This is a genomic window from Acinetobacter sp. YH12068_T, assembly GCF_024606005.1.
In the GTDB taxonomy this organism is placed as follows: Bacteria; Pseudomonadota; Gammaproteobacteria; order Pseudomonadales; family Moraxellaceae; genus Acinetobacter; species Acinetobacter amyesii.
Genome location: NZ_CP094555.1, coordinates 79,368 through 103,044 on the forward strand (window position 1 = coordinate 79,368; position 23,677 = coordinate 103,044).

At 38.3% G+C, this 23,677-nt stretch carries 21 protein-coding genes; 12 read left to right on the forward strand and 9 right to left on the reverse strand.

All coding sequences use genetic code 11. From position 1 onward, the window contains the following. The first annotated feature begins 92 nt into the window (after positions 1-92). The 5 genes from tviB to MST18_RS00370 are packed head-to-tail and all read left to right on the forward strand — an operon-like array spanning position 93 to position 5,859. The gene (gene tviB / locus MST18_RS00350; protein WP_306670019.1) at positions 93-1,367 is read left to right on the forward strand and encodes a Vi polysaccharide biosynthesis UDP-N-acetylglucosamine C-6 dehydrogenase TviB; all 1,275 of its coding nucleotides are present in this window, start codon (positions 93-95) and stop codon (positions 1,365-1,367) included. A 10-nt stretch (positions 1,368-1,377) separates the two neighbouring features. Next, the gene (gene wecB / locus MST18_RS00355) at positions 1,378-2,499 is read left to right on the forward strand and encodes a non-hydrolyzing UDP-N-acetylglucosamine 2-epimerase (RefSeq protein WP_180133335.1); all 1,122 of its coding nucleotides are present in this window, start codon (positions 1,378-1,380) and stop codon (positions 2,497-2,499) included. A 19-nt stretch (positions 2,500-2,518) separates the two neighbouring features. After that, entirely contained in the window at positions 2,519-3,769 is a 1,251-nt protein-coding gene (gene wecC / locus MST18_RS00360) for a UDP-N-acetyl-D-mannosamine dehydrogenase (protein ID WP_180133334.1), read from the forward strand. A gap of 60 nt (positions 3,770-3,829) precedes the next feature. Beyond that, positions 3,830-4,990 (forward strand): hypothetical protein, encoded by a 1,161-nt coding sequence (locus tag MST18_RS00365; protein WP_180133333.1) that lies wholly within the window; start codon positions 3,830-3,832, stop codon positions 4,988-4,990. Further along, a complete protein-coding gene (locus MST18_RS00370; protein WP_180133332.1) occupies positions 4,987-5,859 on the forward strand; it encodes a glycosyltransferase in 873 nt (290 codons plus the stop codon). The genes MST18_RS00365 and MST18_RS00370 overlap by 4 nt, the downstream gene beginning before the upstream one ends. Here MST18_RS00370 and MST18_RS00375 read toward each other — a convergent pair. Continuing rightward, positions 5,856-7,241: a lipopolysaccharide biosynthesis protein gene (locus MST18_RS00375; RefSeq protein WP_257227519.1), complete on the reverse strand. Its 1,386-nt coding sequence runs from the start codon at positions 7,239-7,241 to the stop codon at positions 5,856-5,858. The genes MST18_RS00370 and MST18_RS00375 overlap by 4 nt on opposite strands. A gap of 105 nt (positions 7,242-7,346) precedes the next feature. On the opposite strand from MST18_RS00375, the gene MST18_RS00380 reads away from it, so the two are divergent. The 7 genes from MST18_RS00380 (at position 7,347) to MST18_RS00410 (ending at position 15,890) form a co-directional block, all read left to right on the forward strand. Beyond that, the gene (locus tag MST18_RS00380; protein WP_180133330.1) at positions 7,347-8,390 is read left to right on the forward strand and encodes a hypothetical protein; all 1,044 of its coding nucleotides are present in this window, start codon (positions 7,347-7,349) and stop codon (positions 8,388-8,390) included. A gap of 14 nt (positions 8,391-8,404) precedes the next feature. Beyond that, the gene (locus MST18_RS00385) at positions 8,405-10,213 is read left to right on the forward strand and encodes a heparinase II/III family protein (protein WP_180133329.1); all 1,809 of its coding nucleotides are present in this window, start codon (positions 8,405-8,407) and stop codon (positions 10,211-10,213) included. Beyond that, positions 10,210-11,421 (forward strand): glycosyltransferase family 4 protein, encoded by a 1,212-nt coding sequence (locus tag MST18_RS00390; protein ID WP_180133328.1) that lies wholly within the window; start codon positions 10,210-10,212, stop codon positions 11,419-11,421. The genes MST18_RS00385 and MST18_RS00390 overlap by 4 nt, the downstream gene beginning before the upstream one ends. Positions 11,422-11,424: 3 nt before the next feature. Continuing rightward, complete coding sequence (locus tag MST18_RS00395; RefSeq protein ID WP_180133327.1) at positions 11,425-12,033, forward strand: sugar transferase; 609 nt, start codon at positions 11,425-11,427, stop codon at positions 12,031-12,033. Next, positions 12,033-12,686 carry an acetyltransferase gene (locus tag MST18_RS00400; RefSeq protein WP_180024793.1) on the forward strand — a complete coding sequence of 218 codons (654 nt, stop codon included), beginning with the start codon at positions 12,033-12,035 and terminating at the stop codon, positions 12,684-12,686. The genes MST18_RS00395 and MST18_RS00400 overlap by 1 nt, the downstream gene beginning before the upstream one ends. Before the next feature lie 32 nt (positions 12,687-12,718). After that, the gene (locus MST18_RS00405; protein ID WP_180133326.1) at positions 12,719-13,888 is read left to right on the forward strand and encodes a DegT/DnrJ/EryC1/StrS aminotransferase family protein; all 1,170 of its coding nucleotides are present in this window, start codon (positions 12,719-12,721) and stop codon (positions 13,886-13,888) included. Positions 13,889-14,015: 127 nt separating this feature from the next. Next, complete coding sequence (locus MST18_RS00410) at positions 14,016-15,890, forward strand: nucleoside-diphosphate sugar epimerase/dehydratase (protein ID WP_180133325.1); 1,875 nt, start codon at positions 14,016-14,018, stop codon at positions 15,888-15,890. Positions 15,891-15,959: 69 nt separating this feature from the next. Here the strand turns inward: MST18_RS00410 and glmS are convergent, their stop codons facing one another. The 8 genes from glmS to MST18_RS00450 form a co-directional block, all read right to left on the reverse strand. Continuing rightward, on the reverse strand, positions 15,960-17,798 hold the full coding sequence (glmS, locus tag MST18_RS00415; protein ID WP_180133324.1) for a glutamine--fructose-6-phosphate transaminase (isomerizing): 1,839 nt from the start codon (positions 17,796-17,798) through the stop codon (positions 15,960-15,962). 12 nt (positions 17,799-17,810) lie between these two features. After that, positions 17,811-19,175, reverse strand: a complete 1,365-nt coding sequence (gene glmU / locus MST18_RS00420) for a bifunctional UDP-N-acetylglucosamine diphosphorylase/glucosamine-1-phosphate N-acetyltransferase GlmU (protein WP_180133323.1) — start codon at positions 19,173-19,175, stop codon at positions 17,811-17,813. A gap of 21 nt (positions 19,176-19,196) precedes the next feature. Continuing rightward, positions 19,197-19,673 (reverse strand): phosphatidylglycerophosphatase A, encoded by a 477-nt coding sequence (locus tag MST18_RS00425; protein ID WP_078194116.1) that lies wholly within the window; start codon positions 19,671-19,673, stop codon positions 19,197-19,199. A gap of 22 nt (positions 19,674-19,695) precedes the next feature. Beyond that, complete coding sequence (gene thiL / locus MST18_RS00430) at positions 19,696-20,613, reverse strand: thiamine-phosphate kinase (protein WP_180133322.1); 918 nt, start codon at positions 20,611-20,613, stop codon at positions 19,696-19,698. A gap of 20 nt (positions 20,614-20,633) precedes the next feature. After that, positions 20,634-21,083: a transcription antitermination factor NusB gene (gene nusB / locus MST18_RS00435; RefSeq protein WP_067765594.1), complete on the reverse strand. Its 450-nt coding sequence runs from the start codon at positions 21,081-21,083 to the stop codon at positions 20,634-20,636. A 4-nt stretch (positions 21,084-21,087) separates the two neighbouring features. Continuing rightward, positions 21,088-21,558: a 6,7-dimethyl-8-ribityllumazine synthase gene (gene ribE / locus MST18_RS00440; protein WP_180133321.1), complete on the reverse strand. Its 471-nt coding sequence runs from the start codon at positions 21,556-21,558 to the stop codon at positions 21,088-21,090. Positions 21,559-21,569: 11 nt separating this feature from the next. Then, entirely contained in the window at positions 21,570-22,691 is a 1,122-nt protein-coding gene (ribBA, locus tag MST18_RS00445; RefSeq protein ID WP_078194075.1) for a bifunctional 3,4-dihydroxy-2-butanone-4-phosphate synthase/GTP cyclohydrolase II, read from the reverse strand. A gap of 309 nt (positions 22,692-23,000) precedes the next feature. Continuing rightward, on the reverse strand, positions 23,001-23,579 hold the full coding sequence (locus tag MST18_RS00450) for a TetR/AcrR family transcriptional regulator (RefSeq protein ID WP_180133320.1): 579 nt from the start codon (positions 23,577-23,579) through the stop codon (positions 23,001-23,003). Positions 23,580-23,677 lie beyond the last annotated feature (98 nt).

Consider the following 23,677-nt stretch of genomic DNA (forward strand, 5'->3'; position numbering starts at 1 on the left):
ATAATAATTCCCGAAAAATATAAGAGCGATTTCTGCTATATTATGAGGCGTTTTTCACATGATTAAATCATAAATTATAAGGCACTGGAATGTTGCAACTCTCGGAACTAAAAATTGCAATTATTGGACTAGGTTATGTTGGCTTGCCTTTGGCAGTTGAGTTTGGCAAGAAAGTTCCGGTAGTTGGGTTTGATATTTATCAGCAGCGAATTGATGAACTTAAGAGCGGGAGAGATCATACACTAGAAGTGTCGCCAGAAGAGTTAAGTCAATCCGCTAATGTATGTTATTCATCAAATATCAGTGATTTAGTGGGGTGTAATTTTTTTATTGTCACAGTTCCTACCCCCATTGATGATTTTAAACAGCCTGATTTAACGCCACTTATTAAAGCTTCTGAAAGTATTGGTTCTGTATTGAAAAAAGGAGATATCGTAGTTTATGAATCTACGGTTTATCCTGGAGCAACAGAAGAAGCATGTATCCCTGTTTTAGAAAAAAAATCAGGTTTGAAATTTAATCAAGATTTTTATGCGGGCTATAGCCCCGAGCGCATTAACCCAGGCGACAAGAATCGCCGTGTGACTAATATTTTAAAAATTACTTCTGGATCGAATCCAGAAGTAGCCGAATTTATTGATCAAACCTATAAAATGATTATTGAAGCTGGAACATATAAAGCATCAAGCATTAAGGTTGCTGAAGCGGCTAAAGTAATTGAAAACACACAGCGTGATGTCAATATCGCATTGATTAATGAATTGGCGCTGATCTTTAATAAAATGGGTATCGATACGGAAGAGGTATTACAAGCTGCAGGGACGAAATGGAATTTTTTACCTTTTCGCCCAGGTCTTGTTGGCGGACATTGCATTGGTGTGGATCCATATTATTTAACTCACAAAGCACAATCAATTGGACTTCATCCAGAGATTATTTTAGCGGCTCGTCGCCTAAATGACCGTATGGGAGAATATGTTGCAACTCAATTAATTAAAGAAATGGTGAAACAGCGAATACAAGTTGTTGGCTCTAAAATCCTGATTATGGGGCTGAGTTTCAAAGAAAACTGTCCAGATATCAGGAATACCAAAATTGTAGATATGGTCAATGCGCTGAAAGAATACGAATTGGATTTAGATATTTACGATCCTTGGGTTGATCCTGAAGAAGTGGAGATGGAGTATGGTCTTGCTCCTGTAATGAAATTAATTCCAAATAGCTATGATGCAATTATTTTGGCTGTTTCACATGATCAATTTAAGTCAATGACTGTGCAGGAACTACATGGCTTAGGAAAGTCAAAGCATGTTTTATATGATTTGAAATATATATTGGATAAGCAAGACAGTTCACTACGTTTGTAAGGTAAAAATTGTGAAAAGAATATTATTGGTTTTTGGTACACGTCCAGAAGCGATTAAAATGGCGCCTTTGGCGCTCCAGTTGCTGCAGGATTCTAATTTTGAAACTAAAGTATGTGTAACTGGCCAGCACCGTCAAATGCTGGATCAAGTGCTTGAGCTTTTTAATTTAAAGCCTGATTTTGATTTGAATTTGATGAAGCCGGGTCAAACACTTTCAGACGTGACTTCCGGTGTTTTGAAAGGTTTGGAGCAGGTTTTTAAAGATTGGCTTCCAGACGTTGTATTGGTGCATGGCGATACGGCTACAACATTTGCGGCGTCTTTGGCTGCATATTATCATAAAATTAAAATCGGCCATGTTGAGGCAGGGCTGCGCACAGGGGATATTTATTCTCCGTGGCCGGAGGAAGCGAACCGCAAACTTACAGGCGCTTTGGCAAACTATCATTTTGCGCCTACACAGTCTTCTTATAATAATTTAATTAAAGAAAATATTGATCCTAATCATATTGCAATCACCGGCAATACTGTTATTGATGCATTATTAAAAGTAAAGCATAAGGTTGAAACGGATCAAAAAATTGCTGCCGATTTTGAATCGCAGTTCAGCTTTTTAGATGCGGGCAAAAAGTTAATTTTAGTGACTGGCCACCGCCGTGAAAACTTCGGTCAGGGCTTTTTGAATATTTGCCAGGCGCTGGCGAATATCGCTCAAAAATATCCTGATGTTCAAATTGTTTATCCTGTGCATTTAAATCCAAATGTGCAAAAGCCTGTAAATGAGCTGCTGTCGGGTATTTTAAATATCCATCTGATTGCTCCTCAGGATTATTTGCCTTTTGTGTATTTAATGAATAGAAGTTACCTGATATTAACGGATTCAGGCGGTATTCAGGAAGAAGCGCCGTCATTGGGCAAGCCGGTGCTGGTTATGCGGGATACGACAGAGCGTCCAGAAGCGGTTGATGCGGGCACGGTTAAATTGGTGGGTACAGATGCTGCTCTGATTCAGCAGGCTGTAACAGATTTAATTGAAAATAAAGCGCTGTATATGCAGATGGCAGAATCCCACAATCCGTACGGGGATGGAACAGCATGTCAGCAAATCATTGAGTTTTTGAAAAATAACTGAGTAAGTGTTAGTCAATATTATGAATAATCAATTTAAGCATATTTGTGTTATCGGTTTAGGCTATATCGGCCTTCCTACTGCAGCCACTTTCGCTGCGCATGGTGTAAAAGTAACAGGTGTTGATGTTAATCAGCATGCTGTAGATATGATTAACCAAGGAAAAGTTCATATTGTTGAACCTGATCTTGATGCGCTGGTTAAAGATGTTGTTGAAAAAGGCATGCTGTCTGCTCAAACAGCGCCAGTCGAAGCCGATGCATATATTGTTGCTGTGCCAACGCCGTTTAAAGACAATTATGAGCCGGATCTGAAATATATCGAGGCAGCATCAAAAGCGCTTGCGCCATTTTTGAAAAAAGGCAATTTGGTTATTTTAGAGTCGACTTCTCCTGTAGGCGCAACTGAGCAGATGTCTGCCTGGTTAAGTGAAGCGCGTGAAGATTTAACTTTCCCGCAGCAGGCTGGGGAAGAGTCAGATATCCGTATTGCTCACTGTCCAGAGCGTGTACTGCCTGGCAAAGTGCTGGTTGAGCTGATCAGCAATGACCGGATTATTGGCGGCATGACTCAGCCATGTTCAACAGCTGCCAGCGATTTGTATAAAACATTTGTAGAAGGCGGCTGCATTGAAACCAATGCGCGTACAGCTGAAATGTGCAAATTGACAGAAAACTCTTTCCGTGATGTGAATATTGCTTTCGCAAATGAGCTTTCGATTATCTGTGACAAGCTGGATATTAATGTTTGGGAGCTTATTGCGCTTGCCAACCGTCATCCGCGTGTCAATATTTTGCAGCCGGGCCCTGGGGTGGGCGGTCACTGTATTGCTGTTGATCCATGGTTTATTGTGTCAAAAACGCCAGAGCAGGCGCGTTTAATCCGTACTGCGCGTGAAGTAAATGACAGTAAGCCTGAGTGGGTGATAGATCAGGTAAAAATTAAGATTGCGGAATTTTTACAAGCAAACCCTGAAAAAACCATTAAAGATGTAAAAGTAGCTTGTTATGGTCTAGCGTTTAAACCTGATATTGATGACTTGCGCGAAAGTCCTGCGTTGGAAATTACCAAAAAGCTTGCAGAGCAAGGTTTAAATATTTTAGCTGTTGAGCCGAATATTAGTGAATTACCAAATAAACTAGAAGGATTGGTCAAACTTGTAGATTTAGATGATTCCCATAGTGCGGATATTAAGGTTGTATTAGTTGGACATCGTCAATTTGGTATGGATTTACTAGGTAAGGATAGTTTGATTACGTGTAATTTATTTTAATTTAAAAAATAAGCAAACTTGAATTTGTATTGAGTTTGCTTATTTAAAAGTGTATTTTCTATGTTAATAAGTATTGAAAAATTACTGGCAATCGTATTAGTTATATTAATGTTTTCATCAAATCCTCTTTGGTTTTTGTGGGGATTTAATTATTATATTGTTGGAGCCTGTGTTTTATTTTTATTAACTATTCAGATTTCTCGCTTAAATTCGATAAATAAAAAGAATGCTTTGTTTGCATTTTTATATATTTTGTTATTTTGTTATTTTGTTGTAATTAAGGGTTTTTTTGAGTTTAGGGTATCTTCAGTTTTATTTTTCGTAGCATTATTGAGTGCCTTTTTATTAAAAGAAAAAGAGAAAGTTTTAGCCTTGGATTATATAACGAAAACATATGCTATTATCCTAGGTGTTTCTTTTGTATTTTGGTTTATACATAATTTTTTATATCAAATCCCTTATAAATTTGATTTGATGTATGGCGATCTTTGGGGGAAAGCTGAAAATTTAACATTTTATCACTATATATTTTTTATACAGCCTCAAATGGATTATGTGCGATTCTATAGTGTATTTGATGAACCAGGTGTTATAGGTACTTTTTCTGCTTTTATATTATTTGCACAAAAATATAACTTTAAGAAAATTAGTAATGTTATTATCCTTGTTGCTAGTTTTTTCTCATATTCCCTCGCATTTTATGTTATTACATTTTTAGGGATGGTTTTTATATATTTTTATGAAAATAGAATAAAGTCAATTTTAGCTTTATCTACAATTTCATTAGTAGCATCAACATTTATTCTAAGTATAGAATCATTTAGATTAGTGGTTTTGAATAGATTTAATGATTTTGGTGATTCTTTATCGAGAAGAAATGGTGTTTTATCAAGTCAATTTTATGAAGAATTTTTAAATTCAACCAATATTTTTTTTGGTATGCCTTTAAATTTTTTGACAATAAACAAGCAGTTAATAGATGGTCAAAGTTATAAATTTTTTATTATTGAGTATGGAGTAGTTGGAGTATTTTTAATTTGCTTGATCTATTTATTTTTTGCCATCAGATCAAAATCAGTATTCTCAATAGTTTTATTTTTAATTTTTCTAATATCGTTTGTGCAGCGCCCCTTTCTCTTTACCCCGTGGCAAATTATTCTTTTTGTATTGATTTGTTCGTATTTTTCTAAAAGCGAAAATTCAAAGTTGGTTAGTAAATGAACATCTTATATTATTTATATAGTCTTAATGTAGGAAAGAAAAATATTTTTTCTAAAATATTTAGATTTATATTGAGATATGTCTATGGTTTTTTATCTACTCTTTTTTATACATTTAAAAAAAAAGATTTGAATAATGTTACTAATAATATAGTAATTTCTTTGACTACGTTTCCTGACCGGATAGATAAAACATGGCTGGTGGTAGAAAGTTTATTAAATCAAAATTATAAACCAAGTAAAATCGTTTTAACCCTATCATTAAAACAGTTCTCTGGTATGGAAGCATTGCCAAAAAAGTTATTGCAGCAACAAAAAAGAGGATTAGAAATTTTATGGGCAGATGATGATATTAGATCCCATAAAAAATATTATTATGTGATGAAAAAATATCCTAAGCATATTGTTGTAACTGTAGATGATGATTTCTTATATTCGAAAGGCATGTTAGAGGTTTTAGTTAAATTTAGTGAACAATATCCTGACTGTGTTATTGCTAATTTAGCTGCTCAAAAAAACGGAAATAACTATAAAGATTGGAAGAATTTACTTTTTAGTAGAGTTGAGCCTTCAAAAGAAATAATGCAATATGGGGGGAGTGGTGTTTTGTATCCACCAGGAATATTGCATAGTGATGCTCTTGATAAAGAAAAAATTTTAGAGTTATGTCCGTTAGCTGATGATATTTGGCTTAATTATATGACAATCTTAAATGGGAAAAAAATCGTCAAAACTGATTATAAATATTATTTGATGCCAATAAGCTTTAAAAGTAAGGCAGCACTTAAAAATATTAATGTAGGTGAAGATATGAATACTATACAAATAAAAAAATTAAATGATCATTATCTATTAAAAAATAAGGCTTAAGCCTTATTTTTTAATAGTATTTTTAATTGATTAAGATTTTTTTTAAGATATACCAAAATATATATGCCTGTTATTAATGTTGATAAGGTATAAAATGTAATATTGATATATTCTCTAAAAACAATAATTAATGATGAGGTGGTAATCATTAACACACTTAAAATATATATTTTTAATCTAGGAAATTTTTTCCATACAATGATTGATAATTCAGTTCTCGCCACTAAAAAAACGAAAAATGATAAGCTTGTACTAACTGCTGCTCCAAAAGCACCAAATTTAGGTATTAAGAAATAGCAAGTTATAATATTAAATATTAAAGCGATCATAGATGCCAAAAATGACAAATATGTTTTTCTTGAAATATTAATACCTATGACAGTTGTTTCTGACAAGGTATATAGTAGTGGAAAACATAAGCATGCCATAAATATATATTTAACATCATTGTATTTGTTTGGTAAGATGTAATCAATTAACCATGCAGAACTGCAAAAAAGTAAAAATAAAATAAATATAATTTGTGTTAAATGGGATCTAATGATATTTATTTTAGCAATTCCATTTTCGTGGTTTATCCATTTAAATACAGTAGGAGCCCAGATGGTTGAAAAAATACTTTGTATTATCAAAGCTGCGCCAGCAAAACTTATTGATATAGAATAAATCCCTAATTGATCTAAACTGGAATATGTTTTAAGCATGATTTTATCAATAGATGTTAGTCCCCAGTAGGCAATGCCTCCTAAAGCTAAAGGGTATCCATATGATAATAATGATTTGGTGTTTTTAATTTCAAATTTTTCTCTAGCTGCTATTATCCATTTTTCACGAGTATTCCAACTAAAAAATATGAAAACTGTAGCTATTGATAAAAGTTGTATGATAAACAAATGAGTAAAATTTACATTTTTATAGAAACTTGCAAATAAAATCAATATTAAAAAAGTGACTTTAGGGGCTATTTGGCTCAATGAAAAAGCTAAGCCTTTTTCCTCCATTCTTAGTATTAATGATAGGAATCTGGTAAAAAATGAAAATGTTATATATGCTACTAATAGTATTATTAGATAATAGTCTGATTTTTCAAAAAATAATTTTGAAAAATGATTGGCGTTATAAATCATTATAAAATTTATGAATATTAAGAGAATTAAACCTGGAAATAGACAGCTTTTTAGTAACTTGGCTTTTTCTTTGGTATTTTGGTATTCACGTATGTATGCTTGATCTAAGCCTAATGTTAAAACTAGAACGGCAAATGTATTAGTTAGTTGTACTATTGTAAGTCTAGCTATATCTTCTGCAGAAAATATCCATGCCATAATCGGTATAGAAATAAATCCAAAGAAAGCTATTCCAATTGGCCCAATAGCAAACATAGTAATATTTCTTATATTCAATTTGATTTACTCTGGAATAAATACTACTATTATATAACAAAATGGTTTATATGAATTAAACTTCACTCTTTTTAGTATATCTAGATGAAAATTAAGTATATTTTAACAACTAAACAGTTTTTTACTGAAGGGCCTTGCGGGAGGGTTAGTCATGCCAAAGGCTTTTCTGAAGGTCTTGTGGAAAATGGTTTTATCATAAAGGTTAATAGTTATGGGAAGGCGGAAAGTTTTATAAAAAAAGATAAAAATATACTTTTTTTGACGGCTATTTGCTTTTTTAGTTTTTTTAAAGAAATTTTAATTTCAATCTTTTTAAAAGAAAAAATAGTGATTAGGTGGCGTCCTATGTTGCCTTTTTTATTTTTTCCATTCTTATTGTTTTATAAAAATATTTATTTTGAAGTTAATTCAATTACAGGATTGAATTCGTCTAATAAGCTTATTCAATATTTTGTTCGGCTGTCTATTTTTTTGACTGCCAAACTATCAAAGATTATTGTTGTTTCTGAAAATTCAAAAAAACAAATTCTCTCTATTTCTAGGGCTAAATCTATTTATGTTATGCCCAATGGTTTTTCTAGCGAATATTTAGAATTTTTCGAAGTTAAACATGAAAATGGTGAAGATGTAAATTTTGTATACTTTGGTAAGAAACAGGATTACTACGAGTGGGATGCAGTTTATAAGTTTTTTAAACACCATCCAGATTTAAAGTTCCACATATTTGGATTTAATGAAGATGTAAGTTTAGAAAATGTATTCTTTTATGGTCCTTTTAATCATGAAAATCTAATTCATTCATTAAATAATATCGTTAATCCTATATTGATAATTCATCCGGATGATTCTGAGTTGGCTAAGTCAGGGAGTCCTATGAAGCTATTTGAGTATGCTTACTTAAATATTCCTATGGTGGTTGGAGACTCATTATCTCATATAGATTCTAATTTTAATGAGTTTATTTATTATAAATCTGGTAGTTATGAAGATCTTGAAGAAAGTCTTCTAAAAGTAGCAAGAGATTATGAGTCGTTTTTTGCTAAATCCCAGACTTTAAAGAATAAAGTTCAAGAAACCTATTCATGGAGAAGTATTATCAAAAAATGGATAGATAATGATGTTAAATAAGCTTTGAGTTTAGTATGAATAAATTAACATTTATATCCACAGCACTTAGCTTAGGAGTGCATAATTTATTAAGAGTTATGTACTACCGTATAGGGGTTAAAACTGGTTTAAACCCTGTGCAGAAAATTGCTGCACAGATGCCTTCAGGCTCTTTTTTTGCACACACTCAAAAGCAAGAAACAGTGTTTGAGCCTTCATATCAGCTTACAGCTTTTGGCTGGAAGTCTTATGCCATAGGTCAGTATCCCAACTGGTTTTATAGCCCTTTAACAGGGGCTAATTTTGCCAATACTGCAAAATCCTGGTTTGAAATTCCTGATTTTGATGCCAATGTCGGTGACATTAAAGGCATCTGGGAGGCATCCCGTTTTGACTGGCTACTTCACTTTGTTTTAAGACATCATGAAACTCATGATCAAGCTGAATTGGCTCAGCTTGATCAATGGCTGAATAACTGGTGTGAGAATAATTCTGCATACCTCGGCCCCAATTGGAAATGCGGTCAGGAGGCATCTATCCGTGTAATGCATTTGATCAGCGCGTTAATTGGTTTGGAGCAATGGGAGTCACCATCGCAAAATGTGCTGGCGCTTATAGAAATTCATTTAAAGCGGATTGCTCCTACGATTGATTATGCGATTGCGCAGGATAACAATCATGGAACTTCAGAAGCGGCTGCCTTGTTCATCGGCGGATCTTTGCTCAATAGTGTAAATCAAACAAAACTTTACAGCACATGGCAGTCATTAGGGCGTAAATGGCTAGAAAACCGTGCGTCTAAGCTGATTATGGCTGATGGCGGGTTCAGTCAGTATTCAGTCAATTACCACCGTGTAATGCTGGATTCTTACTGTTTAAGTGAAATTATCAGAAGAAAACTTAAACTGCCTGAGTTTTCCGCTTCTATGTACAGTCAATTGCATAAGGCTGCCGATTGGCTGTTTGTGTTGACACAGGAAAATGGCGATGTGCCAAATTTAGGCGCAAATGATGGCGCAAAATTGCTGCCTGTGTCGAAAACAGACTATCGTGATTTCAGGCCGAGTGTGCAGCTGGCAAGTACTTTATTTGCTGGGCAGAGCTATTATACAGAAGCGGGCAGCTATGATCAGCCCTTAACATTCTTTGGTTTAGATAAAATACATCAGACCGCTTTTGTTTCGCCGAATAAAAATAAATTTTTTAAGTCCAGCGGTTTAATTTCCGCAGAGCATAATAATTTTTTTATTGCTTTTAAATTGCCGGTATTCAAATTCAGGCCTAGCCAATGTGATGCTTTGCATTTGGATGTGTGGTGCAATGGCCAAAATACACTTAGAGACGGTGGTACATACAGTTATAACTCTACTGCTGACGATCTAGATTATTTCAGCGGACCTGCCAGCCACAATACTGTTCAGTTTGACGGGCATTTGCAAATGCCAAGATTAAGCCGCTTTTTATTTGGCGCATGGCTGAAGCCATTAAACTTAGCATATTCAGAAGATAAATTTTCCTGCGGATATGCCGATTTTTGGGGATGCCAGCATCAAAGGCAGGTCAGTCTGCATCATAAAGAAATTATTGTTATAGACAGCGTGTTGGGATTTAAAGAGTCGGCTGTTTTACGCTGGCGCCTGCAGCCTGGCTCATGGGAGCTGAATGGCGGCACGCTTTCCAATGGCAGAATTTCAATCGAAATTAAAGCAAATACTGAGGCTGAAATTACACTTTCCTCTGGATTTGAGTCTCGTTACTATTATCAAAAGACTGTTTTGCCGGTGTTAGAAGTGAAGGTGAAGCATTCCTCAACAATAACTACGGTCATTAAAGAGATCTCATGAAAATTCTATATTTCCATCAGCACTTTTCTACTCCCAAAGGATCAGCGGGTATCCGCTCTTATGCTATGGCGCAGTCGCTGATTCGCAATGGCCATCAAGTGACGATGGTATGCGGCTCCTTTGGCGCTGGCCAGACTGGCTTAACACAGCCCTTTGATAAAGGCGTGCGTAAAGGAAATGTAGATGGCATTGATATTATTGAATTTGAATTGCCTTACTCAAACAGCCTAAGTTTTTTAAAGCGGATTTTGATTTTTCTTAGTTTTGCTTTCAAATCGATCAAAGTAGCTTTTACTGAACAATATGATGTGCTGTTTGCTACGACCACACCGCTCACTGCAGGTATTCCTGGCATTTTTGCAAAATGGCTTAGACGCAAGCCCTTTGTATTTGAAGTTCGCGATTTATGGCCCGAACTGCCTAAAGCGATGGGAGTCATTAAAAATCCGGTTGTCTTATGGATGATGTCAGTTCTTGAATGGGTTTCATACCGTTCGGCTGACCGCTTAGTCGGGCTGTCTCCAGGAATTGTTGAGGGAATAAAAAAACGCGGTGTCGCGCCGGAAAAAATAGCGTCCATACCTAATGGCTGTGACTTGGATATTTTTGCTCAGGAACATGCGCCATGGCGCCCAGCTGAGGTTAAATCGACGGATTTAATGGCTATTTTTACAGGAACCCACGGTTTAGCAAATGGCTTAGGCGCAGTAATTGAGGCGGCAGCTGAATTGCAGAAGCGCGGCAGGGATGATATTAAGCTTGTATTGGTTGGAGACGGAATGCAGAAAAAAACATTGGTGGAGCAAGCGTCACAGCGTCAGCTAACCAATATTGTTTTTCATGATCCTGTCAATAAAACCAAATTGGCTGGCTTGATGGCAAGTGCGGATATTGGCTTGCAGATTTTAGCCAATGTACCTGCATTTTATTATGGAACATCGCCAAATAAATTCTTTGATTATATTGCAGCGGGATTGCCTGTTTTAAACAATTATCCTGGTTGGTTGGCCGAATTAATTGAGAACCAAAAATGCGGTTTTGCTGTTGCGCCTGAAAATCCACAAGCCTTTGCAAATGCATTAGAATATGCTGCTGATCATCGTGAAATATTGGTTCAAATGGGTAAAAATGCACAGCAAACTGCGCAAGCGCAATTTAACCGCCAAGATCTGTCTCAGCAATTTTCTGAATGGGTGGCAAGGGGTTAATTTATGCTAAAACGCTTATTGGATATCTTAATCGCTTCAATTGCCTTAGTTCTCCTTTCCCCCTTATATGCATACGTTGCTTATAAAGTGAAAAAAAATCTAGGTTCGCCGGTGTTGTTTCGTCAAGTTCGTCCAGGGCTCAATGGTAAGCCATTTGAAATGATTAAATTCCGTACCATGAAAGATGCAGTAGACGCACAAGGTAATCCGCTACCCGATAGTGAACGCTTGACCCCATTTGGCAAAATGTTGCGTTCAACCAGTTTGGATGAAATGCCAGAGCTTTGGAATGTCATCAAAGGTGATATGAGTATTGTGGGTCCTCGTCCATTACTGATGGAGTATTTGCCGTTATATAATGACGAACAAGCAAAGCGTCACAATGTGCGTCCAGGTATGACGGGTCATGCACAAGTGAATGGACGTAATGCCATTAGCTGGGAAGAAAAATTCAAATTAGACACATGGTATGTTGAAAACCAGTCCATCTGGCTCGACTTTAAAATCATGCTGAAGACGGTGCAGAAAGTGATTGCGAAGGATGACATTAGTGCAGAAGGTGAGGCAACGATGACTCGCTTTACAGGATCAAAACATAAGGATGAAAAATAATGTCGAATAAATTGATTGGTGTTTACGGTGCAAGCGGATTTGGTAAAGAAGTCATGCCACTAGTACGTGCGCAATTTACTGAATTAAATAAAGAACATTTTGTATTTATTGATGACGGTCAGGCAAATACAGATTTAAACGGATATAAAGTACTAAGCTACACTGATTTTATCAATGATTCTAAAACCGATAAACATGTGACAATTGCAATCGCAAATAGCCTAGTACGTGAAAAATTGGTAGCTCGTTTAAATCAGGACAATGTTCAACATTTAGAAATTCAAGCGGCGAATACGGTTATTCTAGATGAAGTTGAAATAGGTGAAGGCAGTCTACTGTGTCCTTTTACATGTATTACTTCAAATATTAAAATTGGTAAATTCTTCCATGCCAACATTTATAGCTATGTTGCGCATGATTGCGTTATTGGTGACTATGTCACATTTGCACCAGGTGTAAAATGCAATGGCAATATTCACATTGAAGATCATGCCTATATTGGTACTGGTGCGGTGATCAAACAAGGTACCCCAGACAAACCATTAGTGATTGGTAAAGGTGCTGTGGTTGGTATGGGGGCAGTCGTGACTAAAAGTGTTCCCGCAGGTGTTACTGTTGTAGGTAATCCAGCCCGAATTTTAGAGAAGAAATAAAGATTTTTAAAAAATCAATTTAGGAAAGAGATATGTTAAACACTGCATTTGAACCGTGGCCAAGCTTTACGCAAGAAGAGGCAGATGCTGTATCAAAAGTTTTACTGTCAAATAAAGTAAACTATTGGACGGGTCAAGAATGCCGTGAATTTGAAAAAGAATTTGCCGCTTTTGCAGAAACTCAATATGCCGTAGCTTTGGCAAACGGTACTGTTGCACTCGATGTCGCATTAAAAGCTTTGGGTATTGGGGCAGGGGATGATGTGATTGTCACTTCACGAACATTCCTCGCTTCTGCAAGCTCTATTGTGACTGCTGGTGCAAACCCTATATTTGCAGATGTAGAGTTAGATTCGCAAAATATATCTGCGCGTACAATCGAAGCTGTTTTAACACCAAATACTAAAGCAATTATCTGTGTACATTTGGCGGGTTGGATGTGTGATATGGATCCAATCATGCAGCTAGCACAAGATAAAGGCATTTATGTTATTGAAGACTGTGCTCAAGCGCATGGTGCAAAATATAAAGGGAAATCAGCGGGTTCTATCGGACACATTGGTGCTTGGTCTTTCTGTCAGGATAAAATCATGACCACTGGCGGTGAAGGTGGTATGGTCACCACCAATGACGAAGCCTTATGGAAAAAAATGTGGTCTTATAAAGACCATGGTAAAAACTTTGACAGCATTTATAACAAGCAGCACCCGCCAGGTTTCCGCTGGTTACATGATTCGTTTGGCACCAACTGGCGCATGATGGAAATGCAAGCAGTCATTGGGCGTATTCAGTTGAAAAAAATGGCTGAATGGACCAAGGTCCGTAATGAAAACATGCAGAAAATCTATGCAGCCTTTGCTGAAACACCATTTATTACTGTCTCACAGCCAAGTGAGGAATATGTACATGCAGCATATAAATGTTATGTTCAAGTGAATCCAGAGCATTTACCTGAAGGTTGGTCACGTGATCGCATTATGAATGAAATCACGGCACAAGGTGTCCCATGCTTTAGTGGTTCATGCTCTGAGGTTTATTTAGAACATGCTTTTGATGGAACGCCTTGGCGCCCTGAACAGCGTTTAGCAAATGCACAAAAACTTGGAGAAACTAGTCTGATGTTTATTGTGCATCCAACCTTAAGTGAAAGTAGTTTAAGTACAACAATTCACGCAATTCAAAGTGTACTTTCAAAAATTTAATTCATTTTCTGTGTGGCGAGTCTCAATAATTGAACTCGCTTACATTTTTACATTTGTTTAAAAATGCTAGATCGACTAAAAACATTTTTAGTTCAATTATATAAATAGCATAGAGAAGACTAATCCTGTGAAATCAGTCATTATGCCCTTGGTGAATTCTCCTCGATACGCCAAACAATTATTTTTAGTAATTTTAGATTTTTTAGCGTTTCCAGTTCTCATCTGGTTTTGTTATGCGTTACGTGAATTTAATTTAGGTGCTGAAGTTGTTCCTAATATCGCATATGGCTCACTTTGGGTAAGTACTCTTGCTGTAGCTATGTCACTTATTTGTGGACTTTATCATTTTATTGTTCGTACATTTAATGAAGTTTTTTTTACGCGTTTAGCAATTGCTACAGGATTAACAATCTTAGGTTTATACGCTTTAGCGTACTGTAGTCATGCATTTATACCCACTTCAATTCCATTGATGTTTGGTTTTTTAATGTTTGCTTGGGTGTGGTTTAGTCGTAGCGCAATTCGTTTTATCGTGAGAGCGAGTTTACAAACGAATATGCCCAAAAGAAAAATTGTGATTTATGGTGCAGGTTACGCAGGTCAACAAATTGCGGCGATGCTAAATCGTTCTGATGAGCATTTTCCATTATTTTTTATCGATGATGATGAGTCACTTACAGGGCAAATTATTGGTGGTTTAAAGGTTTATAATGCCGAACAAGCACTTAAGCATCTTGATCAAGAAAAAGTAGATGAAATCTTAATTGCGTTACCTTCTGTAGGACGTACACGTAAAAGTGAAATTGTGAAGTTCTTAGAGCCAGCGCATATTAAAATTACTGAAATTCCTGGCTTAACGAAATTGGTCGATGGTGATATCCATGTTTCCGATATTCGTGAAATTGATATTATTGATTTATTGGGTCGTGACCCTGTACCTCCAGTTCCTGAATTACTGGCGAAAAACATCCAGAATAAAGTCGTGATGGTAACAGGAGCAGGAGGCTCAATTGGGTCGGAGTTGTGTCGGCAAATTATTAAAAACCACCCGCAAAAATTAGTAATATTTGAACTCACTGAGTTTGCACTATATAGCATTGATAAAGAGCTACGTCTGAATTGTAATATTGAAATTATTCCAATTTTAGGAACAGTATTAGATGAAGCTAAACTTGAGCGAGTCATTGAACAATACCATGTTCAAACCGTTTATCATGCAGCAGCTTATAAACATGTCCCCTTAGTTGAATGTAATCCTTTAGCAGGATTAAAAAATAACTCTGTGGGTACAGCTTTTAGTGTAAATGCAGCTGTTAAAAAAGGCGTGGAAACCTTTGTATTGATTTCAACTGATAAAGCAGTCCGCCCAACCAATGTGATGGGTGCTTCGAAGCGAATGGCAGAGCTATATTGCCAAGCAATGGCTGAGGCGCAAAATCAAACACAAATTAGTATTGTGCGTTTTGGTAATGTTCTAGGTTCTTCAGGTTCGGTCGTACCTTTATTTAAACAGCAAATTGCCAAAGGTGGCCCGATTACCGTTACACATCCTGATGTCACTCGTTACTTCATGACAATACCCGAAGCATCACAATTGGTTATTCAGGCTGGAGCTCTCGGCACAGGTGGTGATGTATTTTTGTTAGATATGGGAGATCCTGTTCGAATTCAGGATTTAGCACGTCAAATGATCGCTTTAAGCGGTTTAAAAGTTCGTGAAGACGGAACGGATATCGGTGATATAGCAATTCATTATTCTGGATTACGGCCTGGTGAGAAATTGTATGAAGAGTTATTGATTGATCAGGAAGATACTCAAGTGACGGATCATAGTCGTATTCTTCGCTCATTTGAAAAGCATTATCCGCTTGAGGAATTACTGCCTATTTTTGAGCGAATTTATAACTTAACTGCAATTGAAGCCGATGTTAATTGGGCATTGGAGCAATTGGAGTTCTATGTTGATGGTTATCAACGTGGCAAAGAAATAAAAGTGAACTAATATCATTATTCTTTGAAAAATAAAACTGAATAAAAAGGGCGCTTAAGCGCCCTTTTTAATACCCTTAAATTATTCCACCGTCACAGACTTCGCCAAGTTACGTGGCTGATCGACATCTGTTCCACGCAGCACTGCAACATGGTATGAGAGCAGTTGTACTGGAATGCTATACACAATTGGTGCCAAGATTTCATTCATACTTGGTACATAAACCACGTGTTGACGATCTTTCGCTTTGATCCCGCTATTTTCATCTGCAAAGACAAATAACTCACCACCACGAGCTTGAACTTCTTCCATATTCGATTTGAGTTTATCCAACATGTCATCTTGTGGAGCTAGAATCACCACAGGCATATCATTATCAACCAGTGCCAATGGACCATGTTTTAATTCACCAGCCGCGTAGCCTTCTGCATGGATATATGAAATCTCTTTAAGTTTCAAAGCACCTTCAAGTGCGATAGGGAACTCAGTTCCACGACCCAAGAATAGACAGTGATTTTTTTCAACAAATAATTCTGATAGACGTAGAATCTCAGCATTATTTTGTAAAGTATCTAAAATCACTTTCGGTGTATGCCAAAGCGCTGCAATAATTTCAGAGACACGGTCATTTGAAATGCTTTGCTTAATTTGACCAATTTTCAATACCAATAGCATCAATGCCGCAAGCTGTGTGGTAAATGCTTTAGTCGAAGCAACACCAATTTCAGGGCCTGCGAGTGTTAACAAACTGTAGTTGGTTTCACGTACCATTGACGAAGTTGCCACGTTGCAAATGGTCATGGTGGTGATATTCAAGCTTTTCGCTGCTGCACGTTTTTGCGTATCACGCAGTGCAGCTAAAGTATCGGCTGTTTCACCTGATTGAGAAATACAAACATACAGTGTGTTATTCACAATCACAGGCGAGCGATAACGGAATTCACTGGCAATTTCGACTTGGCAAGGCACGTCAATGAGTTGCTCAAACCAATATTTGGCAATCATGCCGGCATGGTAGCTAGTACCACAAGCGATGATTTGCACTTGTTGAATTTGGCTGAAATCTTGAGCTGCATTGGCAAGGAAATCATCACGAAGCGCATTACCATTTAAGGCTTGTGAAATCGTTTGCTTAATCGCTTCAGGCTGCTCATAAATTTCTTTGAGCATATAGTGTTTATATTCACCTTTTGAAGCATTGCTGACAGTCGCATCAAGCTCTTTGATTGGACGATTCACCAATTTACCATCGACGAATACTTCAATAGTATTACGTGTCAAACGTGCAATATCACCTTCTTCAAGGTAAATAAAACGGTTGGTAATTGGTAAAAGTGCCAATTGATCCGAGCTAATAAAGTTCTCGCCAATACCGACACCAATCACGAGAGGTGAACCTTCACGCACCGTGATTAATTCATCAGGATGGTCGGTATGTACGATACCCAGTGCATAAGCACCTTTGAGTTGAGGCACCACACTTTTAACCGCTTCTAAAAGACTCGGGGTGCTTTTTAAAGCGTCATTGACTAAATGTGCGACAACTTCTGTATCTGTTTGTGATGTAAAGACATAACCAAGCGCTTCAAGATCATCTTTAAGCTCTTGATAGTTTTCAATAATGCCGTTATGAACAACAGCAACATTACCTGAAATATGCGGATGGGCATTATTTTCAGTCGGTTTACCATGGGTTGCCCAGCGCGTGTGTGCAATACCGACCGAACCTGCGATATCTGCTTCTTCAACGGCTTGTTCAAGATTTGCAACTTTACCTACGCGACGTTCACGTAGAACATGGCCTTTATTAATCAGCGCTAAACCCGCAGAGTCATAGCCACGATATTCAAGACGCTTTAAGCCTTCAATTAAAATATTGGTAATACTACGTTCTGCAACGCCACCGACAATACCGCACATAATTTAATCCTCTTATTTCTTCAATTTTTGGGGACGTTGATAGTTTTCTTTGGCAAATTGCTTCGAACGTTCTACCGCAAGACTATTTTCTGCTACGTCACGTGTAATGGTTGAGCCAGCACCCACTGTTGCACCATGACCAATGGTGACAGGAGCGACTAATGAGCTATTTGAGCCGATAAAGGCTGAGTCACCAATAATGGTTTTAAATTTGTTTGCGCCATCATAGTTGCAGGTAATGGTGCCTGCGCCAATGTTTGAACCTGCACCGACTTCTGCATCACCTAAATAGGTAAAGTGGTTGGCTTTTGAGCCTAACCCGACAGTGGTATTTTTAACTTCAACGAAATTACCAATATGCACTTCATTGGCCAATTTTGCGCCTGGGCGTAAACGTGCAAATGGACCGATTTGAGCGTCTTCACCAACAATGGCGCTGTCAAAAACGCTATATGGTTGAACTTTAGTTCCTGCTGCAATCTTGGTGTTTTTAATCACACAACCTGCACCAATTTCAACGTTATCACCGAGTTCAACATCACCCTCAATAATTACGTTGATATCGATACGGACATCTTGACCGACAGTCAGTGTGCCACGTAAATCAAAACGAGCAGGATCAATCAGGTGAACGCCTTGTTGCATCAGTTGTTTTGCTTGGAAACTTTGAAATTCACGTTCAAGGGCTGCCAATTGTACGCGGTCATTGACACCTTCCACTTCGAAAGCGCGTTCTGGTTCAACAGATGCCACTTCGAGACCGTCAGCAATTGCCATTGCCACGATATCGGTCAGGTAATATTCACCTTGTGCATTATTATTGCTTAATTTTGGCAGCCATTCATGCAATTTGGCATTGCTCACTGCATAAATACCGGTATTAAATTCTTTGATCTTACGTTGTTCTTCAGAAGCATCTTTATGTTCAACAATGGCTTGAATCTTGCCATTTTCACGAACAATACGCCCGTAACCTGTCGCATCATTAACCGTTAAAGTTACTAAGCCAATACCTGTTTGAGCAGATGCATCTAATAATTTTTGTAATGTTGCTTCAGTGATACAAGGCACATCGCCCGAGAGAATCAAAGAAATCCCAGTCTTTGCTAGGACAGGCAGAGTCACTTTGACTGCATGGCCTGTACCTAATTGTTCTGCTTGTTCAACCCATTTCACATTTTCATGTGCAAACGCGTTTTGAACCAATTCACCGCCATGCCCATAGATGGTAATTATTTCTTCTGCATTTAATTTTTTCGCAGTGTTGATGACATGGCCGAGTAAAGGTTGTCCTGCGAGTGGTTGTAATACTTTGGGTAAACGAGAACGCATACGTGTCCCTTTACCTGCAGCAAGAATAATAACGCTAGTAGACATGTTTAATCCTAGGTGTTTCTATTACATAGACAAAATATAAAAATAAATACAGATGCAAAGCGCAGCCCAAAGGCCCGCAATAATATCGTCAAACATGATGCCAAAGCCACCACCGACTTGACGGTCAATGACACGAATAGGCCACGGTTTCCAGACATCAAATAAACGGAATAAAGCAAAACCAATCAATGCCCAAGTCCAGCTCATTTGCCCAAGATATAAAATTGGGAGGAAGGTAATGGACTGACCGGCAAATTCATCCCATACGATGCGGCCATCATCATGAACACCCATGACTTTGGCGGTTTGACCGCAAATATAGATCCCAATAATCGACATGATGATCATGACTATAATGGAGTTGAAAAAGCCGATTGCAAGCCAACCTGGAATAAACAACAAAGCAAAAGCAGAGCCAAAGGTGCCCGGTGCTTTAGGTGCAAGACCCGAGCCAAATCCCACGCCACAAAAGGCGATGACTCGGTTAAACCAAGACATGGATTTAAAGTTAATGGCTGGCTTATGCAAAATGCTGGTATCCCTTAAATTTTATGACTTGGTCCACACCGTGGTTGTTATAACGGATTCCCAAATTTGGGGTGATTTGACCGATTTTACTAATGTTTACATCTAATTCTAGTTGCAGAATTCTTTGATAATTCTGCGGGCTTATTGTAAAGCATAACTCATAGTCATCACCACCCGCGAGTGCGTACTGCCACTGCTTTTCTTGTTGTAATTGTTTTACATCGTGATCGATAGGAAGTTGATCTAATTCAATTTCTGCACCGACGTGTGAAGCAGCGAGGATATGTCCTAAATCTTGTGCGAGCCCATCAGAGACATCAATCATACTGTTGGCTAAGCCTTTGAGCTGTTGGCCCAATAAGCAACGTGGTGTGGGATAATCTAAACGGCGTTGTAAGCGATGACCTAAATGGTTTAAGCCAAATGCAGCATCACCGACTTGTCCGCTGACGCAGATATAATCACCGACTTGGGCACCTGAACGTGGGACAGCTTGTCCTGATTCTACCCAGCCGAGGGCTGTAACTGAAATCGTCAGATGAGGACTTTGTGTGGTATCACCACCAATTAAACTCACACCAAATTGATCGCAACAATCATATAAACCCTGACTAAAGCCTTTGAGCCATTCATGATCAATTTGGGGTAGGCTTAATGCCAGTAAAATACTATGCGGTTTGGCGCCCATTGCAGCAATGTCAGATAAATTGACGGCAACAGATTTCCAGCCAATGGCATGTGGGTTGGTGTCGAGAGGAAAATGACGTCCAGCAATGAGAGTATCGGCACAGATGACCAATTGTTGCTGTGGAGGAGGGGTGAGCAAGGCTGAGTCATCACCGACCCCTAAATCGACAGCACTACTGCTGTGACGATTAAAATAGGTATCAATGATAGAGAACTCAGCCATACAACGTACTACTTAATAAATTAATTAGCTTGTTGCTTTTCTGCTGCACGCAATGTAGTCGCTAAACGATCCAATACACCATTGATGTACTTATGGCTGTCTGCACCGCCAAAATGTTTAGCTAACTCGATCGCTTCATCGAGTACGACACGGTAAGGAATCTCAAGGTGTTCTTTGAGTTCATACGCGCCTAAACGAAGGGTTGCAAGTTCAACGCCATCTAAGGCTTCAACTTCGCGATCGAGTACAGGGATTAAAAGCGCATCCAATGCTTCATGATTGGCAACAACCTCGGTCAATAACTCGTGGTAATAGCCGAGATCTACCTTGTGCATGGCATTTTCCACACGCGTACGTGCTTCAATCTCATGCACAGGATTGCGGCTCATTTGCCATTCATAAATTCCTTGTACAGCAAAGCGACGTGCTTTACGTTTTGCTGCATAAGTTGCTTGAAGTGTTTGCGACATAGCGTTAAATAGCCTTTAACAAGTTAACCATTTCAATAGCAGTCAAGGCAGCTTCACTACCTTTATTGCCTGCTTTTGTACCTGAGCGTTCAATCGCTTGTTCAATACTATCCGTAGTCAATACACCATTAATTACTGGTAAGCCAGTGTCTAGACCAACAACGCCTAAACCTTTGGCACATTCGCCAGCAACAAAATCGAAGTGAGGCGTGCTACCACGAATCACTGCGCCAAGCGCGATGATGGCATCGAAACGATCTGAAGTTGCAAGTTTCTTCGCAACCACAGGAAGTTCCCAAGCACCCGGTGCATGAACAACAGTGATATTATCCTCTGATACGCCATGACGTTTCAATGTATCAACGGCACCTTCTAGCAAATGTTCAACAACAAAGCTATTAAAACGACCAACTAAAATCGCATAACGGTCTTCGTTCGTGAGATGTAACATACCTTCAATACGGCGAACTGCCATAGCAACCTCGATTATTTCTCTGATGTTTGATTTGCGGTGATGTATTCCACCACTTCTAAGTTAAAACCTGATAGTGCATTAAAGCGTAGTGGCGAGCTGAGAAGCTTCATTTTTTCCACGCCTAAATCACGTAAAATTTGTGCGCCGACACCAATGGTTTGATACTGCTGAGACAGTGCTGCATTGGATTTAACATTTTTCGGTGCAGTTAAATTTTCTAAAGCAGGACCTAAGTCCTGTAAATGACGCTGACCAATCCATACTAAAACACCACGATCGCTGGATGCGATTTCTTTCAGTGCTTTATCGAGATTCCACGCCGGAGCGCCATCTTGTTTATTCAGTTTTAGTAAGTCGCGAACTGGATTGAAACCGTGTACGCGTACAGTGGTTACACCTTGTTTTGGTTCGCCTTTCACAAGGGCTAAATGAATGTCTGGATTACCAATTTCACGGTAACGGAACAATTCAAATGTACCGTATTCTGTATCTAGTGTTTGCTGGTCTAGACGTTCAACCGTTTGTTCATTGGTCATGCGGTAGTGAATCAGATCTGCAATGGTTCCCATTTTTAAGCCATGCTTTTCAGCAAACACTTCAAGGTCTGGGCGACGTGCCATTGTGCCGTCTTCATTGATGATTTCACAAATCACAGATGCGGGTTCTAGGCCGGCTAAACGAGATAAGTCACAGCCTGCTTCAGTATGACCTGCACGGTGTAGTACACCACCTGGCTGCGCCATAAGCGGGAAAATATGGCCTGGCTGAACAATATCAGCGGGTTTTGCATGTGCTGCTACAGCAGTTTGAATGGTATGTGCACGTTCAGCAGGAGAAATACCAGTTGAAATGCCATTTGCTGCTTCAATAGACAAGGTAAAGTTGGTACCGTGCTGCGCACCATTGGCATCAACCATGAGTGGTAAATTTAACTGTTGGCAACGCTCTTTGCTGAGCGTTAAGCACACAAGACCACGCGCATGCGTAATCATGAAGTTGATATCTTCAGGGCGTACGTGGGTCGCAGCGATAACAAGGTCGCCTTCATTTTCACGATCTTCATCATCCATGAGGATGACCATTTTTCCTGCACGAATATCAGCTACGAGCTCTTCAACAGTATTGAGCGGCATCAATCTTCACCTTTTTGTTTGTCTCGAATGACATTTACTTGCATTGATTGTTGCATAGTCTAACGTTTTTTTGCGTTCTTTGCCTATGCTTATCATTTTCCTTTAATGGCTCATTGTTATACACAGTCGTCAGAACCTTGAAAAGAGGACTTTATTTGAATTGTGCCATTTATGCCCAATCTTTAAGCGATTGAAAAGCATAAAAATGGGTAAGCTTATACAGATTTTAAATAATTCAAATGAAAGAGATGAGCAGTTTGTCGGAAAACTGTAGGGCTTTAACTCCATGAACAGTCACATAAAAATCAATCACGTTGATGCAGCCACATGGCTCTCTAAATATTGCCGAATCATCATCTTATTGGCGTCTAAAATAGTTTTTTGCAAATGTGGATCTGCAGCTGCTCGCGCAATTAAAATTGCACCGACCAGTTGGGACATTATGGCCCAAGCGAGTTCTTCGCTACCGAGATGCTGACTAAATAAAGCGTGACCACGCAGTAATTCCTTTTCATAGGTCTGTTTAATCGTATCATCTGCGCGGGCCACTTCGGTCGCAAGTGTCGGCAAAACACAGCCTTGTTCAGGATGTTCAAGGTGGGAAGGGGTTAAGTAACGGTCTAACTCAAAATTAATCCAGTCGGCTGCATTATGATGCGGGTTGCTTTGCCACATATCAAAACTGTGTTGTAACTCATGTTCAATTAAGGCTTTGAGTAGCTCTTGTTTAGACGAAAAATGTGAGTAAAAGGCACCACTGGTGACGCCGGCGGCTTTCATGAATCCATCCACACCTGTTGCGGCAAAGCCGTCTTTTTTCGCAATTTGTCCGCTGATGGTTAATAGTTCTTGGCGTTTTTGTTGTTTGTATTCGGGTTTGTAGCGCATCTGCAACACCCTTGAAAATAAGATTGACGATAAATTAACCATAACATAGTATTCGTTATAGTAACGATCGTTATTTAATAATGTGTGGTTTAAAACCG

What these genes read in the sequence shown, in the direction of transcription:
- MST18_RS00365 (WP_180133333.1), top strand. Translation starts at nt 3,830, where the DNA reads ATGTTAATAAGTATTGAAAAATTACTGGCAATCGTATTAGTTATATTA.
- MST18_RS00425 (WP_078194116.1), bottom strand. Translation starts at nt 19,673, where the DNA reads ATGTCTTGGTTTAACCGAGTCATCGCCTTTTGTGGCGTGGGATTTGGC.
- MST18_RS00400 (WP_180024793.1), top strand. Translation starts at nt 12,033, where the DNA reads ATGTCGAATAAATTGATTGGTGTTTACGGTGCAAGCGGATTTGGTAAA.
- ribBA (WP_078194075.1), bottom strand. Translation starts at nt 22,691, where the DNA reads ATGCCGCTCAATACTGTTGAAGAGCTCGTAGCTGATATTCGTGCAGGA.
- glmU (WP_180133323.1), bottom strand. Translation starts at nt 19,175, where the DNA reads ATGTCTACTAGCGTTATTATTCTTGCTGCAGGTAAAGGGACACGTATG.
- MST18_RS00450 (WP_180133320.1), bottom strand. Translation starts at nt 23,579, where the DNA reads ATGCGCTACAAACCCGAATACAAACAACAAAAACGCCAAGAACTATTA.
- MST18_RS00380 (WP_180133330.1), top strand. Translation starts at nt 7,347, where the DNA reads ATGAAAATTAAGTATATTTTAACAACTAAACAGTTTTTTACTGAAGGG.
- glmS (WP_180133324.1), bottom strand. Translation starts at nt 17,798, where the DNA reads ATGTGCGGTATTGTCGGTGGCGTTGCAGAACGTAGTATTACCAATATT.
- MST18_RS00375 (WP_257227519.1), bottom strand. Translation starts at nt 7,241, where the DNA reads ATGTTTGCTATTGGGCCAATTGGAATAGCTTTCTTTGGATTTATTTCT.
- MST18_RS00405 (WP_180133326.1), top strand. Translation starts at nt 12,719, where the DNA reads ATGTTAAACACTGCATTTGAACCGTGGCCAAGCTTTACGCAAGAAGAG.
- thiL (WP_180133322.1), bottom strand. Translation starts at nt 20,613, where the DNA reads ATGGCTGAGTTCTCTATCATTGATACCTATTTTAATCGTCACAGCAGT.
- MST18_RS00395 (WP_180133327.1), top strand. Translation starts at nt 11,425, where the DNA reads ATGCTAAAACGCTTATTGGATATCTTAATCGCTTCAATTGCCTTAGTT.
- nusB (WP_067765594.1), bottom strand. Translation starts at nt 21,083, where the DNA reads ATGTCGCAAACACTTCAAGCAACTTATGCAGCAAAACGTAAAGCACGT.
- MST18_RS00370 (WP_180133332.1), top strand. Translation starts at nt 4,987, where the DNA reads ATGAACATCTTATATTATTTATATAGTCTTAATGTAGGAAAGAAAAAT.
- MST18_RS00385 (WP_180133329.1), top strand. Translation starts at nt 8,405, where the DNA reads ATGAATAAATTAACATTTATATCCACAGCACTTAGCTTAGGAGTGCAT.
- wecC (WP_180133334.1), top strand. Translation starts at nt 2,519, where the DNA reads ATGAATAATCAATTTAAGCATATTTGTGTTATCGGTTTAGGCTATATC.
- MST18_RS00390 (WP_180133328.1), top strand. Translation starts at nt 10,210, where the DNA reads ATGAAAATTCTATATTTCCATCAGCACTTTTCTACTCCCAAAGGATCA.
- ribE (WP_180133321.1), bottom strand. Translation starts at nt 21,558, where the DNA reads ATGGCAGTTCGCCGTATTGAAGGTATGTTACATCTCACGAACGAAGAC.